Genomic DNA, 14,120 nt, shown 5'->3' on the forward strand with positions numbered 1-14,120 from the left:
AGTTACTCCGTTTTGTCGGTGGAAAGATCGAGGGCGATGTTCGCCGTCAGGTCTTTCGGGCAGTTGAGGGGTTTGAGCTTGATGTAGGCCGCTACCTTGGTTTTGCTGAGCCATTCCAGCACCAGGTCGCCGTCCTTCGGCGGCTCGATGTCGCCGGGGAACACTTCGCCGGCAAACTTGATGGACTTGGCCATGGCACGCAGCGGCGCCATCAGTTGGTTGGTATTCACCGCCATGCTGTTGGGCGTGTTGTTCAATCGGCGATCGGCGACGCGGCGGATCAGCAGCGGGCGAATCAGGCGAGCGGCCTTGTCGGTGATGCGCAGATATTCCACGACTTGAAAGTCGCTGCCGGGGGTGTCCAGCATGTTGCAGTCACCCCAGTACACGCCTGGGTAATCCGGATAGATTTGCGTAACGGATAGCCGCGCGCGGTCCAGTTCAGTGCGCACGGCGGACGGCAGCGGGGTCAGCTCGCTATCAACAGGCACCTCGCCAAGTCCCAGCACCGCACCGGTGGCTACGCGCATCGGGCTATCAGCAATGCTCACCGCCGCATTGGCCAAGCGGCCAGCCAGCACGCCCAAATCGTTGCCGTGCAACTGAGGCACGACAGCTACGCGCGGCGCGGCGAGGTTTGCCACCAAGGCCTTTTGCTCAGCGAGGTACTGCGCCCAGGTCTGGTCGACAGCGATGCCGACACTGCTCGCCAGAAAGAACACTCGGCGGCCGTAGGTGTTGTTCAGGGCGACGGCTGCGTCATGCATCGCTGACAGCTCGTCAGCCTTCACTACAGGCTTGGTGATGATCACCGCTTCGACGGACACGCCCTGTTGCTGGGTCTTCTCCAGCGCGGTAGCCCAGTCACCTTCGGCGCCGATCGGGGCCGCGATGCAGGCCCAGCGCTGACCACCGTTCTGCCGCGCGGCAGCGATTTGGGTTTTGAGGTCGCTCGCTGGAACGCCCAGCGCGGCGTCCAGGTCGCTATCGGTGTTCAGCGGGATGAACTGACCGACGTTCTTGGCGGCCGGGCCGATGAAAAGAAAGTAACGCTCAACCTCAGTCACGGCGCCCTGGCCTAGATTGAGATTGTCGACGGTGACTTGACCGAGTGCCATGCAGTGCCTCGTTAGCGGGGTGAATTTAGGATTTGTTGCATCACCTGGTTAATCAGGAGATTGGTTTCGCGTTCGGTTTCGGCGCCGATGAACTGGCGTTTCGGAAGCGTGATTTCCCAGCTCTGCGCGCCGGTGCTTTCACTGCGCTGGTCGTCGAGGATCCGGATCAGCAAACCGGCTTTGGCGTAGTTCACATGCTCCTGAATCCACGCCACCGACGGCCGGGTCAGCGTCTTTTTGCCCGCTTGGCGCACGCGGAAGCCCAACCGGCGCAGGCGCTTGGCCTGCTTGTCGGTGGCTGCCAAACCCGGTGGGATCTTGTTCCAGCGGCGCATCTGTTGGGCTGTACGGCGTTCGCTGACGCCGTTGTGTTGCTGCGCGGCAACCCATCGGGTCAAGGCGTTTCTCCACCCCAGTTCCGCTTCATCAGGGCTTACCCGGGTGACCACCATCAACTTGGCCAGACCGGCTTCCATCTTCCTTTTGCCCTTGCCGTCGCCTTTGCGTGGGGCGAACGGCGTGCCGTCCAGGTTCTTCTGCTCACGCACGCGCCTGCGGCTCATCGTGCGCACGCGTTTGGTGACCTGGTTCAGCAAGCGGCGGCGCAATTGCGGCGGAAGGCTCAGCAATGCCAACTGCTCGCGAACGCCCAAACGACCGCGAATGTCGAGTTCGAACGTGCTACGGCCGGCCATCGGTGGCCACCTCGCCGCGCTCGGCGACCCAAAGGTCAAACGGGACAAACGCCCACGTTTTGCCAAAGGCCTTGATCTCGCCGGCGTCGTCCTCGGCCAGATACTGCGGCTCGACAAACTCCAGCGTGATTTCCACGTCGAACAGGTCGTTGTCGACAGGCTCGACAAGAAATTCCGGCGCCGGCAGCTCGTGACGGTCGCGGTTGGCGTCTTGGTTTTCCAGCCAACTGCCCACCAGAGCCATCAGCCGCGCCGGATGGTCGGCGAAGCGCTCCAAGACGATCACGGCGCGATAGTGCATGTCGCCCAGATGCATCCCGTCGACGTCGGGCTTCCAGATCAGTGCAAGCTTCACCTGCTCGGTGAAACTGTCGAGCTGTTCGGGTTCGACCAGACGGCGTTCCTGCAGGTAGGCGGTCAGCCCCTGGAGCTTGGTCATAGCAGCGCCGCCGTGATGCGGCCACGGCCCTGCAAGGCGCGCACTGCCGCTTGGCTGAATGCCAGGAACGTGCTTTCGCGTTCCGGCGCTTCCTTGCCCGTGTTCTCTGCGCTTTCGCGGCGGGTCACCGTGGCGAACTGTTGTAACGCGCTCGCCTTGGCCCGGCAGTACACGGCGCGACGGTAGATTTTCAGCTTCAACGCGTTATCAGGCAGAAGGTTCTGATCAGTTTGGATGAATGGCCATACCTTGATCTGCTTCGGCGGGAGGTTGAGCGGATCGGGAACCTCGACACTGTTTACGCCAAGGGCTCGCCAGCGTTGTTTCAGCTCTGCCAGATCGGCATTGACCTCGACCATTGCCATGGTCAGGTCAGCGGCCAGCATGTCCACCAGGTACTCCGCCGGCAGGCGGTATCCTTTCTGGAATTCGGCAACAGACAGATCCGGCCAAAAGCCGTCGTTCTCGATCATCTGTTCCACAAACGTGGTGGGTTTACCGGAAAAGCTCATTGCTGACCGCTCAAATAGGGCGGGGAGCCTGTTTTCCGTGGGGCTGGCCATGAATGGCAGACACACGTCCACAGTTCCCCGCTGGGGGGGGTAGTCGGTTATTGGGCGCCGGTGACGGCGGGTGTTTGTTTGGCGATCGCTTTGCGGCACTTCGCAATGCGCGTCTCGTTGCCGGCTTTCGCGTACAGCTCGGTCGAGCGCTCCAGATGCTGGAGCGCGGTTTCCCACTGCTCGGCCTCCATGGCGCGCATGCCGATCAACTTGTGGTACTTGCTCGGGATTTGCTCGGTCAGCTCCCACTCACCGTCGACGCGGGGCAGCAGGTCAGACAGGTATGGCTCCGGGCTGCGCTGGGCGTTGTATTCGGCGTAAGCCCAATCGATTACCGCGTCGGCAACGAAGGTCTGCACGTCGCGCCGCTTGAACCGCTCGGGCATCTCCTGCCCCTGCCCGATCGCAAAGTCAGCCAGCGCCAGGCCATCTTCGAACTGCTCGGTGTCGAACAGCCAGACCATCACCTGGACCAGGACGCGGTTCGGCATCACCAGGCCCGAGTCCATGTAGCGCTGAATGAAGTCCTGGTACTTGGGCAGCAGTTCCTCACGCTTGAGCGCCTGACGCCCGGCAAGACCCTTGATATCGCTCAGGCGCTGCAGATCCTGATCCAGCGAGGCTTCCATCAGCAGCAAGTGCTTTTTCGCGTTGGCTGGGCTGCTCAGGGCTTCCGCCGGCGAATACGCCAGCGGTGCCGCTGCAGCAGCAATCACTGCAGCGGTTCCCTGAGCCAAAGTGCGGCGCTTATGTGCGAGAGCCAGGCTCACTTCACCAGCTCCACGTTCTCGGTCAGCGCGATCTTCTCCAGCTGCTCGATCACATAGCCTTCATTGCGGCTGTTGTAATCCTCGACGCGGGAGCGTTTCGGGTTGTCCACGGTTTGTTTGCGCCAGCTGGAGTCCTGGAAGTAGATCGACAGGTTGTCCCAACTGGTGACCAGCACACCGTTGACCGGAAAGAACGGCACGCTGAAGCTCGGCAGACCGCCATAGGTGGCAATCACCTGGGCATCTTCGATGCGCTCTTTCTCGGTCGGCACGTCGCCTTGCTTGGCGTACAGCTTCGCTTTGTCAGCCGCCAACAGGTCGGTGCCGATGATGGCGATCAGGTCACCGCCGTCGCGCAGACGTTCGTCCACCATCTGCTTGGTGTCATGTACCAGGGCGTCCAGGTTGGCGTAATCGCCATCCGGCCCCAGTGTCACCTTGCCCGCTTCCTTGCCTTCCTTGAGAACCTGTTGAGGCGCTTGCTCGCGCAGCTGCTGCAGCCAGCCTTTGTTGACGTCCTGCAGCATTGGATAGGCTTCAATGTCGGTCTGCGCAGCCGCTTTCAAACCGTGGAAGCCGACCATGATGCGATCCAGGGCGATCTGTTTCTGGACGGCCGCCGAGTAACGCTGGTGGAAGTCCGGAAACTTGGCCCAGGCGTCGATTTTCGCGTACGGCAGGCCCACGTCAGATTCAGTCGACGACAGCTCATAGGTGCTGTTATCCAGCTCCGACGCGTCCTTCGCTTCGCGATCGGTGGTCTTGGTATTGGTGCGGCCGGTGACCGGGCCGGACACGCCGATGAATACTTTCTCGCCTTTGATCTCGGTCACCGGAATGACGTTGATGCGCTGCAGGAAATCGGCTTTTGCGGTGATTGCGTCGTTCAGCTCTTGGGCGATCGACGGTTCAACGGAAAACATCTTGCTGGACAGCGGGACACCGTAAGTTTCGGCGATCGCCAGCTGCATTTCGGCATACATCTTGGCGCCGTAGGCGCTCAGTGAACGGGCCATGGTCAGAGTACCCGCGCTTTGGATTTGTCAGCGGGGCCAGCGTTGCGCGGCAATTGACGGCCATTGCTGGTGTTCTTCAGTTCGGTGAACTGCTTCTGCAGGTCGGCCAACGCCGCCAGCACAGCTTTGTTTCCGCCGCCGCTGCGCTTGAATTCGCGCTCTTCTTCGGCCGTGGTGACGATCTCGTCCACCGCCTCAGTGACATCATCGATCGGGGCTTGATCGGGTTCTGGTGCATCTTCTGCGGCAGGCTCGATCACGGCTTGAATGCCGGCGGCGACAACCAGCAGCTGGGCCAGCAAGGCTTTGAGGGCCGTGGCGGTAGCTTCATCCATTGGGGGTTTGCTCTCGTTTGGGGTTTGCGGAGTGGTTTCGGCGGGGGTGTCTTCAATACCGAAACGCTTGAACAGGCGGGTGAACATGGCGGCCAGTCGGCCGATCTCGCCCTGCGGCTCGGATTCGCGCAGCGGACCGAGTTCCTGGGATGCCGCGTAGTACGCAGCCCGGCTGGTTCGGTTGGAGAAATACAGCTCCTGAGTGCCGAGGCTGGCGGGCGAATCGGTCACCGCAAGCCCTGTCAGATAGGCCTTGCCGCTGCCGGCAAAATTCGGAGTGATTTCGATGCTGGTGAACAGCTTCTGGCCCTGATCGTTGAGGTACAGCAGGCGATCGTTCGGTTTTAGCTGGGCTTCCAGAGCAATTTGTCCGGGCTCCAGATCCTCGCCCTCTTCCACCAGGCGCACAGCGAATACGGTGCCGTGTGAACCAGGCCAGCGCTCGTGGTCGCACCAGATGACAGCGGTGTATTTGGTCGGTGTGTAGGTGTCGGCGATATCACGCAGTTCCTGGGGAAGGATCTCGCGGCCATCGACGGTCGGGCCGCTGGTGGCAACACGTTTCCAGTAGGAGACAAGGGAACGGGGCATGAGTGGTAACTGCGCTCAATCGTTGAATGAGCCGCCACGATAGGGAGCCGTTTACCGCCAAACAAACGGTTGAAATTCAGGATTCTCCTACTTCCGCTAGATAGGCGAATCGCAGCATTTCACCCCGCGTTTCCGGTTTTTTTGCCGCATAGACTGCGGACCATGAACTACCCGACCGAAGTTAAAGAAGCCGCAAAACGCCTCTACCTGCGCCGCTGTTCGGTAAAGGAAATACAGGCGCATTTGAAGCTGCCCAATATCCGCATCGTCTACTACTGGATCCGCCAAGGCGGCTGGGACGACATGCTCACGGATGAAGAACCGTTAAGCGCGGTCAATCGGCGCATCACCCTGATCCTGGAAAAAGTCGATCCGCTGACGAAAGCTGAACTGGACGAACTGGAGCGACTGACTGGCCTGCTTGAACGCCTGAAAAAGCTGTCCGCGAAACCTTCGCCGGCGCTGCCGTCTGATCGTCCGGACGAGCCTCGCGAACGGCAGCCTGGTCAACGCCGTGAGCGGGGCGCAGGCGGCGCCAAGAAGCGCGAAAAGAAGACCAAGAACGACATCAGCGGCCTTACCGAGGTGGATTTTCTCGATAAATTCATCTCGAAGATGTACGGCTACCAGAAAGAGCTGTTCGAGGCGAAACAGAATCCGCTGACCCGCCGCGTCCGGAACATCCTCAAAAGCCGGCAGGTCGGTCTGACCTACTACTTCGCCGGCGAAGCTTTCATGGATGCCGTGCTGAGCGGTGACAACCAAGTCTTTCTGTCTGCCAGCCGATCGCAGTCCGAGATCTTCCGCAGCTACATCATCCAGTTCGCCCAGCAGTGGTTCGGCATCGAGCTTACGGGCAATCCGATCACACTGAGCAACGGCGCCGAACTGCGCTTTCTCAGCACAAACAGCAGTACCGCGCAGGGTTACCACGGCCACGTCTACGTGGACGAATATTTCTGGATCCGCGACTTCGAAAAACTCAGCACCGTGGCGAGCGCCATGGGCACACACAAGAAGTGGCGCAAAACCTATTTCTCAACGCCCAGCGCGGTATCGCACCAGGCATACCCGTTTTGGTCAGGCGAAGAATTCCGCAACAGCAAACGCGGCAAGAAAGCTGGCGGCGTGTGGCCGAGCGAAGCAGCGTATACACAGGGTGCGCTGTGTCCGGACGGCCAATGGCGCAAGACGATCACCCTGGACGATGCAATCGCCGGCGGCTGCGATCTGTTCGACCTCGAGCAGCTGCAGCTGGAGTACGACGAGGACAAATTTCAGCAGTTGTTTTACTGCAAATTCATCGACAGCACCCAAAGCGCATTCAGCCTCAAGGATCTGGAGCGGTGCTATTCGGATCTGTCGTTGTGGGAGGACTACAACCCGGATCTGGATCGGCCGTTCGGCAACAGTCCGGTCTGGCTGGGCTACGACCCGAGCCGCACCCGCGACGACGCCACCTGTGTGGTCATCGCGCCGCCACTCGAACCCGGGGCGAAGTTCCGCATTTTGGAGAAGCACAGCTGGCGTGGCCATTCGTTCACCTACCAGGCCGCACAGGTCAAGAAACTGACCGAGCGCTTCAACGTTCAGCACATCGGCATCGACGTCACAGGCGTGGGTTACGGCGTGTTTGACCTGGTGCGCGACTTCTATGCCAAGGCGACACCCATTCACTACAGCCTTGAGGCGAAAAACGCCCTGGTGCTCAAAGCCCAGGACACGATCCAAGGCAGTCGCATCGAGTGGGACGCAGGCTGGACGGACATCGCGCAGGCCTTCTTGACCATCAAACGCGGCGCCACCAACAGCGGCCAGATCACCTACAGCGCTTCGCGCACCGACGCCACCGGCCACGCCGACATTGCTTGGGCGGTGATGCACGCCCTGGCCAACGAACCTTTGAACACCAACAAGCGGCGTCGTAGCCGCTACGTCACGAGTAATCAGACCAGCCATGGCCAACCGCAAACGCAGAAAGCAACACGTAGCCCAACCAACGCAGCAACCGATGCGCTCGTTTACGTTCGGGGAACCGGAACAGGTGCTGTCCGGCAACATCGGCGAGTACGTGGGCGTGTTCCCCAGCGACGACGGCAGGATCTACAAACCTCCGGTGTCGCGGGCTGGTCTGGCCAAACTGCTGCGCGCCAACGCACACCACGGCGCCATTCCGAAATTCAAGCGCAACCTGCTGCTGCGTGAGTTCATTCCCTCGGCCGGCTGCAGCACCGAAACGATGGGGCGCGCCGGACTGGATTACATGGTGTTTGGCGAAGCGTACTTCTACAACGACACCAACGCTTTCGGCCAAGTGCTGGAGCTGCAGCATCTGCCGGCAATCAATATGCGGGTTAAGGTCGACGGTGGTTACGTGATGCTACTGCCCGACAACAAGGAAATGGAGTTCGAACAGCATGAGATCTCCCATGTCCTGGACTACGACGTTGAACAGAACATTTACGGGATTCCAGACTACCTTGGCGGCCTGCAGGCGCTGCTGCTCAATGAGGCGGCCACCCTCTTCCGCCGGCGTTATTACAGCAACGGCGCGCACGCCGGTTACATCTTCTACACGAACGACCCTGACCTGACGGAAGAGGACGAAGACGAGCTGCGCGCACAGATCAGTGCCAGCAAGGGCGTGGGCAACTTCCGCTCGATGTTCGTGAACATCCCCAACGGCAAGGAAAACGCGATCCAGATCATTCCTGTCGGGGACTTCCAGGCGAAAGACGAGCTGGAGAAGGTGAAGAACATCACCCGAAACGACGTCATTGCCGCCTGGCGAATGAATCCAGCGCTGGCCGGCATCATCCCGGAAAACACCGGTGGATTCGGAGACATCGAAAAGATTGATCGCGTTTACACAAGCAATGAGATCAGACCAATCTGTCAGCTATTCAGCCAACTCAACGATTGCCTGCGAGTGGATAGACGTTTTAGCTGGAAGTCCGGTCTCGCTGCCGAGGATTCATCTGCATAAGCTAGGTCGAGCAACTAAAAACACTACCTTTTGTGGCAGTATTAAGGGGATAAGTTGCCCTGGGGAGGGACACAATGAGAGTGGTATGCAAATGCGGGCACAAAGGGCGAATTGGCTCGCGAGAGGAAGTGACGACAGAGTTCGTAAAGCTGTACTGCCAATGTTTAGACGCTAAGTGCGGACACACTTGGGTCGCTAATCTCACGTTCTCCCACACGCTCAGTCCGTCGTCGCAAACATTCGAACGGATGCTAATCGACAGCTTGCGCGAGATGCCAAGGGCGAAACAGAGAGAGCTTTTTGAGCAGTTGGGAGCACAGGTATGAGCAGAGGTTGAGCCGCCAACGCGTAAGCGTTAGCGGTTACTTCATATGGATAGCTGCGTTGGATAAAGAGGCGTTGCCAGTTCCTGTTCGTCAGTTGGATCTGGATGCTTCGCTAACAAACAAGCTAGGCGCATTACCTGCTTTTGATCATCAATAACCATCATACGATAGAGGTCGACCAGGTAGCTTTCATCGCTACTAAGCGGGGATCGCTCGTCGCGTTTCAGATTCAACATGACACTACTCCATAAAGTGCGTTGTCGAACGGACTTAAGGGAGCGTATCGAAACAGTTAATAAGAAAGGTCTGATTCTGTAATAGCTACTTCGTGTTTTTCACAACATCATCGACCATCGCTCTTAAGAACCGACGAATTGCTTTCTGGTCGTCTTCCGGGATGATCCGATATTGCTTTATCAAAGAGTCCTCAACCTCGGTCAAAGCCTCATTTGGGAGAGTTTTTCGAGCCCCCAGAACAATGTACGAAACATCAAAATCCAGCAAAGAGTTTGCAAGACTCAGATAGGACGCCGGCGCATCGCTAGCACCAGATTCGTAGTTTCCCTGCGTGCGTTTTGACACGCCAAGTTTTTCCGCCAGCTGATCTTGCGTTAGACCAGCACCAACGCGAAGTTCTCGCAGCCGAGCGCCAATCTCTTCGGATAGAGTCAATATTTTTCCACTCGCATATTTACAATGGCAGTTTTTTGCCACATTCTGCGCTTGTCACCACACGAAAACGCAGAGATTTGCACTATGCCGAACACACGCATCAGCGAGCAAGCCCGTGAGCACGCACGGAAAGCTTTAGAAAAGCGCGGGCAATCCGCGAGGGACTTTGCACTTCTTCATGATTTGAGTCCCAGCACCGTTTATGCGGTGCTGAGTGGGCAGAGCCAATGTCGCCGTGGGGAGGCACACCGCGCCGCAGTATTACTCGGCGTCAAAGACGGTGTGATCGAACAGTAATAGCGGCGCTCGATAGGGAAAAGTAGAAGTTGAAAACTCCAATCCTAGACACACGCAAAGAAGTCATGAGCGAGATCATTCGCAGCTATAAGGGCGGCCGCGAAGCTGCAGCAGCACGCTTAGGTCTGAAGCTCAAAAAATTCGACAACCATGCCTACGAAAATGCGGGCTGCAGTCCTCTGAGTGATACCCAAGTTTTCATGCTCGAGCAGGACTGTGGGACCATCCATTTCCCCAACTACATCGCCTCGATGTATGGGGGACTGTTCGTGCCGATGGCTGATCCTGAAACGCTGGACAACGTCGAACTTTACGCACGCTCTGTACAAGTTTCTGCCAAGCGAGGTTGCGTTGATCAAGCAATCGCCGCCGCTCTTGAAGACGGATCGATCAGTGATGAAGAAGCCGAATTCATCATGGACGCGCATAACCTCCACATAGCAGCCAGGCACGCAGAAGTGCTGGCTGCCATCGCTCTCTACTGCGCGGGAAAAGCTCAATGAACAATTTATCTGCAGTACCGGAATATCAAGATGTTCTGCAGAACGCTGCGCTGTCGTTCCTGGAGCGTCACCAATGCGAACACCTAAGCGATGATCAGCAACTTTTCAGCCGGGCTGTTCAGTTCCTGGTTGGAGACTACGACGTGAAAACGCAAGTCGCAGAAAAGATCGTCCATCTGGCGGGCACCACGATGGTCGCTGTACGGGATCGGCAACGCTTGAACATCCAGAGCAGCACATCGACGCATACCGTAATTGTTGATCCGGCCACTGGCATGCAATGGGCCGTACCGGTCAGCCTGATTTATGAGCGAATCATCAACGCGCCAGACATTGGCCGCTTTCGCTTAGCCCACCCGTAACACCAACCCTCAAACAAACGCCTGTCCCGCACTTCGTGGGTTTGGGTGAGCTGCGCCCGAAATCGAGGTTTCAGGATGGGAAACGCCGTAATTCTGACCACCCAGCTGCCACCCGCAGAAGCCGAAGCACTGCTGGCTGCGATGCGCGAGCAGTACCGCTTGAGCCTCAACGACTACTGGTACGCAGATGAATACCGGTACGTCCCGCAAGAAAAACGGCACAGCTCGATTCTCGAAAAAACGCCGGTGATGGCGGCGCAGAAACGCCTGATGGCCGCCCTCTCCCTCAGCCTCAAAGCAGTGAAGTAGCCATGAAAGAAGATCTCCGCCATAACGTGCTGCAGCGCCTCCAGTCCGACTTTGGCCTGAAGCACCGCGTCGGCACCGATTACATGCGCGGGGGCACTTGCCCCAAATGCAAGAAAAAGGAGCTGTATTCGCGCTTTGATACGCCATGGATGGTGATTTGTGGACGTCCTGAAAAGTGCGGCCACACCTTGCACGTAAAAGAGCTGTACGACGATCTGTTTGAAGACTGGAGTAAGCGTGCGCCGGCGACGGACCAGCACCCTAATGCCACTGCCCGGGCTTATCTGGAGTTCGCTCGAGGCTTTCGGTTCGAACTGATCCAAGGTTGGTTCACACAAGAAAGCTTCTATTCGCCTGAACACAACGCCGGCAGCGCCACGGTGCGCTTTGCTCTGGAAAAAGGCGGCTGGTGGGAACGCCTGATCGATCAGCCGCACCGTTTCGGCAAGATGAAGGCGCGTTTCAAATCCAAGGACAGTTATCGCGGCGTCTGGTGGTGCCCGCCCTGCGTCGACCTGCTTGAGGTCAAGGAGCTTTGGATTGTCGAGGGCATCTTCGATGCCATCGCCCTTGTGCATAACGACATCGCGGCGGTGTCGGCTATGTCGTCCAACGCGTTCCCTGCGGACTCGCTCAAAGCCCTTATCAAGACCCGCGAGGGCGGCAAGCTGCCCAAGTTGGTATGGGCGCTGGACAACGAGCCGAGCGCCAACGCCTACACCCGACGTTGGGTCCGCGATGCCCGCGCGTTGGGTTTCGTCTGCGAATCAGCATTGGTTCCGCAACGCGACGGCCGCAAGGCGGACTGGAACGACCTGCACCAGCGCTGGAGCTTTATTCAGGACGACGCCAAGCGCGCCGAGCAGATCGCCACGGACCTCAAACAGGCTCGCCACCAGGGTGCGCTGCTGCTGGCGGAGAGCGCAGCGGAAAAAGCCTTGCTGATGTACGACTGGAACAAACGCGGCGAATTTCACCTGGGCTTTGGCAACCGTTTGTACTGGTTCAAGTTGGACATGGAAAAATTCAACCGCGCAATGTCCGACATCGAGGACAGCGAGAATCATGACGATCAATTGCTTAACCAGGCGCAACAGCGCGAAAAGGCGCTGCAGCAGTCCGGCAGCGTCGTGGAGATTGCCAACTGCTACCCGCAAGCTTTGTATTTCCAGCGTAACGAAGTCACCGACGAGTCGTGGTATTACCTGCGCGTGGATTTCCCGCATGACTCCGAGAGTGTGAAAAACACCTTCACCAGCGGTCAGCTGTCTGCGGCCAGTGAATTCAAGAAACGCCTGCTCGGCATGGCCGCCGGCGCAATGTTCACCGGCAGCGGCCAGCAGCTCGACAAGTTAATGAAGGATCAGCTGTTTGGCATCAAAACCGTGTCGACCATCGACTACGTCGGCTACAGCAAGGAATACGCCTGCTACGTCTATGGCGACCTCGCGATCAAGGACGGCACCACCTACAAGGTCAACAGTGAAGACTATTTCGAGTTCGGCAAGCTGCGCCTGAAAACGCTGCAGAAAGGCGTACCAATCAAGCTGCAGCGCGATGGCAAAGACTTCAACGAGAAGTGGGTACAGTTGCTGTGGACCTGTTTCGGCGCCCAGGGCTTCGTCGCGCTGGTGTTCTTCTTCGGCTCGCTGTTCTGTGAGCAGATCCGCGCGCGTTACCAGTCCTTCCCCTTCCTGGAAGCCACTGGTGAAGCCGGCGCCGGCAAGACCACACTGCTCAACCTGCTGTGGAAACTGCTCGGCCGCGAAGGTTATGAGGGTTTCGACCCGATGAAGTCAACCAAGGCCGGGCGTTCGCGCCTGATGGGTCAGGTGTCCGGCATGCCGGTAGTGTTTCTTGAGGCCGATCGCCACAGCGACGATCGGGCGCACGCCAAAACCTTTGAATGGGACGAGCTGAAAGACTTCTACGGCGGCGGCACGCTGGCCACCAAAGGCGTCAAGACGGCGGGCAACGAGACGTACGAACCGCCCTTTCGGGGAACGATCGCCATCAGCCAGAACGCCGCCGTGGTGGCTCACGAAGCGATCATGACGCGCATCGTAAAGCTGCACTTTGTACGCCCGACTGTCACCCCGGAAAGCCGTGCGGCCGCTGACCAGTTGAACGCACTGGACGGCGGTACCCTCAGCCACTTCCTCTTGAAAGCGGTGGGCAAAGAATCTGCCGTAATCGATCTGTTCGCCCAGCGCATGCCCGAACACGAAGCCAAGCTGCGCCGTCTGCACACGCACTGTTTTGCCTGCGGTACGGCCTATGCGAGCGAGCAAGGCAACTGCAGCAGTTGCGGCTATGACCTGCGCGGTTACATCCGGGTCGAGCGCATCAGCAAGAACCACGCGCAATTGTTGTCGCTGCTGGATGGCCTGCGCCTGGTGCTGAAACTCAGTGATCCGCAGGTCGCTGCCACGCAGCGGCAGATCGTGCGGATGGCGATTGAGCGCCAGGCCTCGATCAGCTCCGACCATCCGGCCGTCGCCGAATTCTGGGAGGTCTACGACTACCTCGAATCCCTGAATGAAGACCCAGTGGTCGACCACAGCAGTGACGCTAGTGTCATCGCGATCAACCTCAACGAATTTAGCGAACGAGCTGCAGAACACAAACAGAAGCTGGCCGACGTGGCCACTCTGCGCGACCTGCTGAAGGAGTCCCGGTCGCACAGGTTTCTAGAGGCCAACAAGGCCGTACACAGCGCAGTTCGTGCAGCGATGAACAGCAGAACGCCCCTAGCGCCCGGTCGCCCTACAACGGTCAAGTGCTGGATATTCAAAGCGTGAAAAAAGGAGGCTACATCGATGCAAATCCAAGTCTTTTTGGGCAACGCCGGCGACGGCAAAACGAACAAGCTGCAGGAGATTATTGATCGTCTGGATGCGTTGGGTGAAAGCCAGCCGGTGATTCAGGCAGGTGCTTACGGGGAGGAAGGGTTGCTACAGATGCTTGAGGTTCGTGCTGCAGGTCGCCAACGCGAAATTTTGGTGGACGCGTGCAGCCCGCAGCAGATTCTGAGCGTACTGGAATGGCAGTCCTGCACTGAGGAAGATCCGAAGTACGCCGACCTGATCATTCACCTAGCCCGCCAGGACTGACGGAAAAAAGAAGCGATGTCGAGGA

At 58.5% G+C, this 14,120-nt stretch carries 18 protein-coding genes; 9 read left to right on the forward strand and 9 right to left on the reverse strand.

The window, feature by feature from the left end; genetic code table 11:
- Positions 1–2: 2 nt before the first annotated feature.
- The 7 genes from ACYSTU_RS20200 to ACYSTU_RS20230 all read right to left on the reverse strand — a co-directional run bounded on the left by ACYSTU_RS20200 (position 3) and on the right by ACYSTU_RS20230 (position 5,527).
- Positions 3–1,118 (reverse strand): DUF2586 domain-containing protein, encoded by a 1,116-nt coding sequence (locus ACYSTU_RS20200; RefSeq protein WP_499001203.1) that lies wholly within the window; start codon positions 1,116–1,118, stop codon positions 3–5.
- 11 nt (positions 1,119–1,129) lie between these two features.
- A complete protein-coding gene (locus tag ACYSTU_RS20205) occupies positions 1,130–1,813 on the reverse strand; it encodes a phage virion morphogenesis family protein (RefSeq protein ID WP_499001318.1) in 684 nt (227 codons plus the stop codon).
- Positions 1,800–2,252, reverse strand: a complete 453-nt coding sequence (locus ACYSTU_RS20210) for a phage tail protein (protein WP_499001206.1) — start codon at positions 2,250–2,252, stop codon at positions 1,800–1,802. Before ACYSTU_RS20210 ends, ACYSTU_RS20205 begins: the two co-directional genes overlap by 14 nt.
- Entirely contained in the window at positions 2,249–2,764 is a 516-nt protein-coding gene (locus ACYSTU_RS20215) for a head completion/stabilization protein (RefSeq protein WP_252885621.1), read from the reverse strand. Before ACYSTU_RS20215 ends, ACYSTU_RS20210 begins: the two co-directional genes overlap by 4 nt.
- Positions 2,765–2,862: 98 nt before the next feature.
- Positions 2,863–3,585, reverse strand: coding sequence for a phage terminase small subunit (gene gpM, locus ACYSTU_RS20220; RefSeq protein WP_110645157.1), 723 nt, complete (start codon positions 3,583–3,585; stop codon positions 2,863–2,865).
- A complete protein-coding gene (locus ACYSTU_RS20225; RefSeq protein WP_110645156.1) occupies positions 3,582–4,601 on the reverse strand; it encodes a phage major capsid protein, P2 family in 1,020 nt (339 codons plus the stop codon). The genes gpM and ACYSTU_RS20225 overlap by 4 nt, the downstream gene beginning before the upstream one ends.
- A gap of 2 nt (positions 4,602–4,603) precedes the next feature.
- Complete coding sequence (locus ACYSTU_RS20230) at positions 4,604–5,527, reverse strand: GPO family capsid scaffolding protein (protein ID WP_499001211.1); 924 nt, start codon at positions 5,525–5,527, stop codon at positions 4,604–4,606.
- 162 nt (positions 5,528–5,689) lie between these two features.
- Between ACYSTU_RS20230 and ACYSTU_RS20235 the strand changes: the two genes are divergently transcribed.
- From ACYSTU_RS20235 to ACYSTU_RS20245, 3 genes are all read left to right on the forward strand, one after another.
- A complete protein-coding gene (locus tag ACYSTU_RS20235; RefSeq protein ID WP_499001213.1) occupies positions 5,690–7,732 on the forward strand; it encodes a terminase large subunit domain-containing protein in 2,043 nt (680 codons plus the stop codon).
- Positions 7,644–8,513, forward strand: a complete 870-nt coding sequence (locus tag ACYSTU_RS20240; protein WP_499001321.1) for a phage portal protein — start codon at positions 7,644–7,646, stop codon at positions 8,511–8,513. The genes ACYSTU_RS20235 and ACYSTU_RS20240 overlap by 89 nt, the downstream gene beginning before the upstream one ends.
- Before the next feature lie 74 nt (positions 8,514–8,587).
- A complete protein-coding gene (locus ACYSTU_RS20245; RefSeq protein WP_263469653.1) occupies positions 8,588–8,839 on the forward strand; it encodes an ogr/Delta-like zinc finger family protein in 252 nt (83 codons plus the stop codon).
- Between the two features lie 41 nt (positions 8,840–8,880).
- On the opposite strand, the gene ACYSTU_RS20250 is transcribed toward ACYSTU_RS20245, so the two are convergent.
- On the reverse strand, positions 8,881–9,075 hold the full coding sequence (locus ACYSTU_RS20250; RefSeq protein WP_252887145.1) for a hypothetical protein: 195 nt from the start codon (positions 9,073–9,075) through the stop codon (positions 8,881–8,883).
- Positions 9,076–9,160: 85 nt separating this feature from the next.
- Positions 9,161–9,511 carry a helix-turn-helix domain-containing protein gene (locus ACYSTU_RS20255; RefSeq protein ID WP_499001217.1) on the reverse strand — a complete coding sequence of 117 codons (351 nt, stop codon included), beginning with the start codon at positions 9,509–9,511 and terminating at the stop codon, positions 9,161–9,163.
- Positions 9,512–9,595: 84 nt separating this feature from the next.
- On the opposite strand from ACYSTU_RS20255, the gene ACYSTU_RS20260 reads away from it, so the two are divergent.
- From ACYSTU_RS20260 to ACYSTU_RS20285, 6 genes are all read left to right on the forward strand, one after another.
- Positions 9,596–9,808, forward strand: coding sequence for a helix-turn-helix domain-containing protein (locus ACYSTU_RS20260; protein WP_499001220.1), 213 nt, complete (start codon positions 9,596–9,598; stop codon positions 9,806–9,808).
- A gap of 29 nt (positions 9,809–9,837) precedes the next feature.
- Complete coding sequence (locus ACYSTU_RS20265; protein ID WP_499001223.1) at positions 9,838–10,311, forward strand: YmfL family putative regulatory protein; 474 nt, start codon at positions 9,838–9,840, stop codon at positions 10,309–10,311.
- Complete coding sequence (locus ACYSTU_RS20270) at positions 10,308–10,673, forward strand: hypothetical protein (RefSeq protein WP_499001226.1); 366 nt, start codon at positions 10,308–10,310, stop codon at positions 10,671–10,673. Before ACYSTU_RS20265 ends, ACYSTU_RS20270 begins: the two co-directional genes overlap by 4 nt.
- A 75-nt stretch (positions 10,674–10,748) precedes the next feature.
- Positions 10,749–10,982, forward strand: coding sequence for a hypothetical protein (locus ACYSTU_RS20275; RefSeq protein WP_499001229.1), 234 nt, complete (start codon positions 10,749–10,751; stop codon positions 10,980–10,982).
- A 2-nt stretch (positions 10,983–10,984) separates the two neighbouring features.
- On the forward strand, positions 10,985–13,783 hold the full coding sequence (locus tag ACYSTU_RS20280) for a toprim domain-containing protein (protein WP_499001232.1): 2,799 nt from the start codon (positions 10,985–10,987) through the stop codon (positions 13,781–13,783).
- A gap of 18 nt (positions 13,784–13,801) precedes the next feature.
- Complete coding sequence (locus tag ACYSTU_RS20285; protein WP_499001234.1) at positions 13,802–14,095, forward strand: hypothetical protein; 294 nt, start codon at positions 13,802–13,804, stop codon at positions 14,093–14,095.
- Positions 14,096–14,120 lie beyond the last annotated feature (25 nt).

It is taken from the genome of Pseudomonas glycinis, assembly GCF_054871425.1.

What these genes read in the sequence shown, in the direction of transcription:
- ACYSTU_RS20245 (WP_263469653.1), top strand. Translation starts at nt 8,588, where the DNA reads ATGAGAGTGGTATGCAAATGCGGGCACAAAGGGCGAATTGGCTCGCGA.
- ACYSTU_RS20210 (WP_499001206.1), bottom strand. Translation starts at nt 2,252, where the DNA reads ATGACCAAGCTCCAGGGGCTGACCGCCTACCTGCAGGAACGCCGTCTG.
- ACYSTU_RS20270 (WP_499001226.1), top strand. Translation starts at nt 10,308, where the DNA reads ATGAACAATTTATCTGCAGTACCGGAATATCAAGATGTTCTGCAGAAC.
- ACYSTU_RS20225 (WP_110645156.1), bottom strand. Translation starts at nt 4,601, where the DNA reads ATGGCCCGTTCACTGAGCGCCTACGGCGCCAAGATGTATGCCGAAATG.
- ACYSTU_RS20250 (WP_252887145.1), bottom strand. Translation starts at nt 9,075, where the DNA reads ATGTTGAATCTGAAACGCGACGAGCGATCCCCGCTTAGTAGCGATGAA.
- ACYSTU_RS20260 (WP_499001220.1), top strand. Translation starts at nt 9,596, where the DNA reads ATGCCGAACACACGCATCAGCGAGCAAGCCCGTGAGCACGCACGGAAA.
- ACYSTU_RS20205 (WP_499001318.1), bottom strand. Translation starts at nt 1,813, where the DNA reads ATGGCCGGCCGTAGCACGTTCGAACTCGACATTCGCGGTCGTTTGGGC.
- ACYSTU_RS20215 (WP_252885621.1), bottom strand. Translation starts at nt 2,764, where the DNA reads ATGAGCTTTTCCGGTAAACCCACCACGTTTGTGGAACAGATGATCGAG.
- ACYSTU_RS20200 (WP_499001203.1), bottom strand. Translation starts at nt 1,118, where the DNA reads ATGGCACTCGGTCAAGTCACCGTCGACAATCTCAATCTAGGCCAGGGC.
- ACYSTU_RS20285 (WP_499001234.1), top strand. Translation starts at nt 13,802, where the DNA reads ATGCAAATCCAAGTCTTTTTGGGCAACGCCGGCGACGGCAAAACGAAC.
- ACYSTU_RS20235 (WP_499001213.1), top strand. Translation starts at nt 5,690, where the DNA reads ATGAACTACCCGACCGAAGTTAAAGAAGCCGCAAAACGCCTCTACCTG.
- ACYSTU_RS20230 (WP_499001211.1), bottom strand. Translation starts at nt 5,527, where the DNA reads ATGCCCCGTTCCCTTGTCTCCTACTGGAAACGTGTTGCCACCAGCGGC.
- ACYSTU_RS20275 (WP_499001229.1), top strand. Translation starts at nt 10,749, where the DNA reads ATGGGAAACGCCGTAATTCTGACCACCCAGCTGCCACCCGCAGAAGCC.
- ACYSTU_RS20280 (WP_499001232.1), top strand. Translation starts at nt 10,985, where the DNA reads ATGAAAGAAGATCTCCGCCATAACGTGCTGCAGCGCCTCCAGTCCGAC.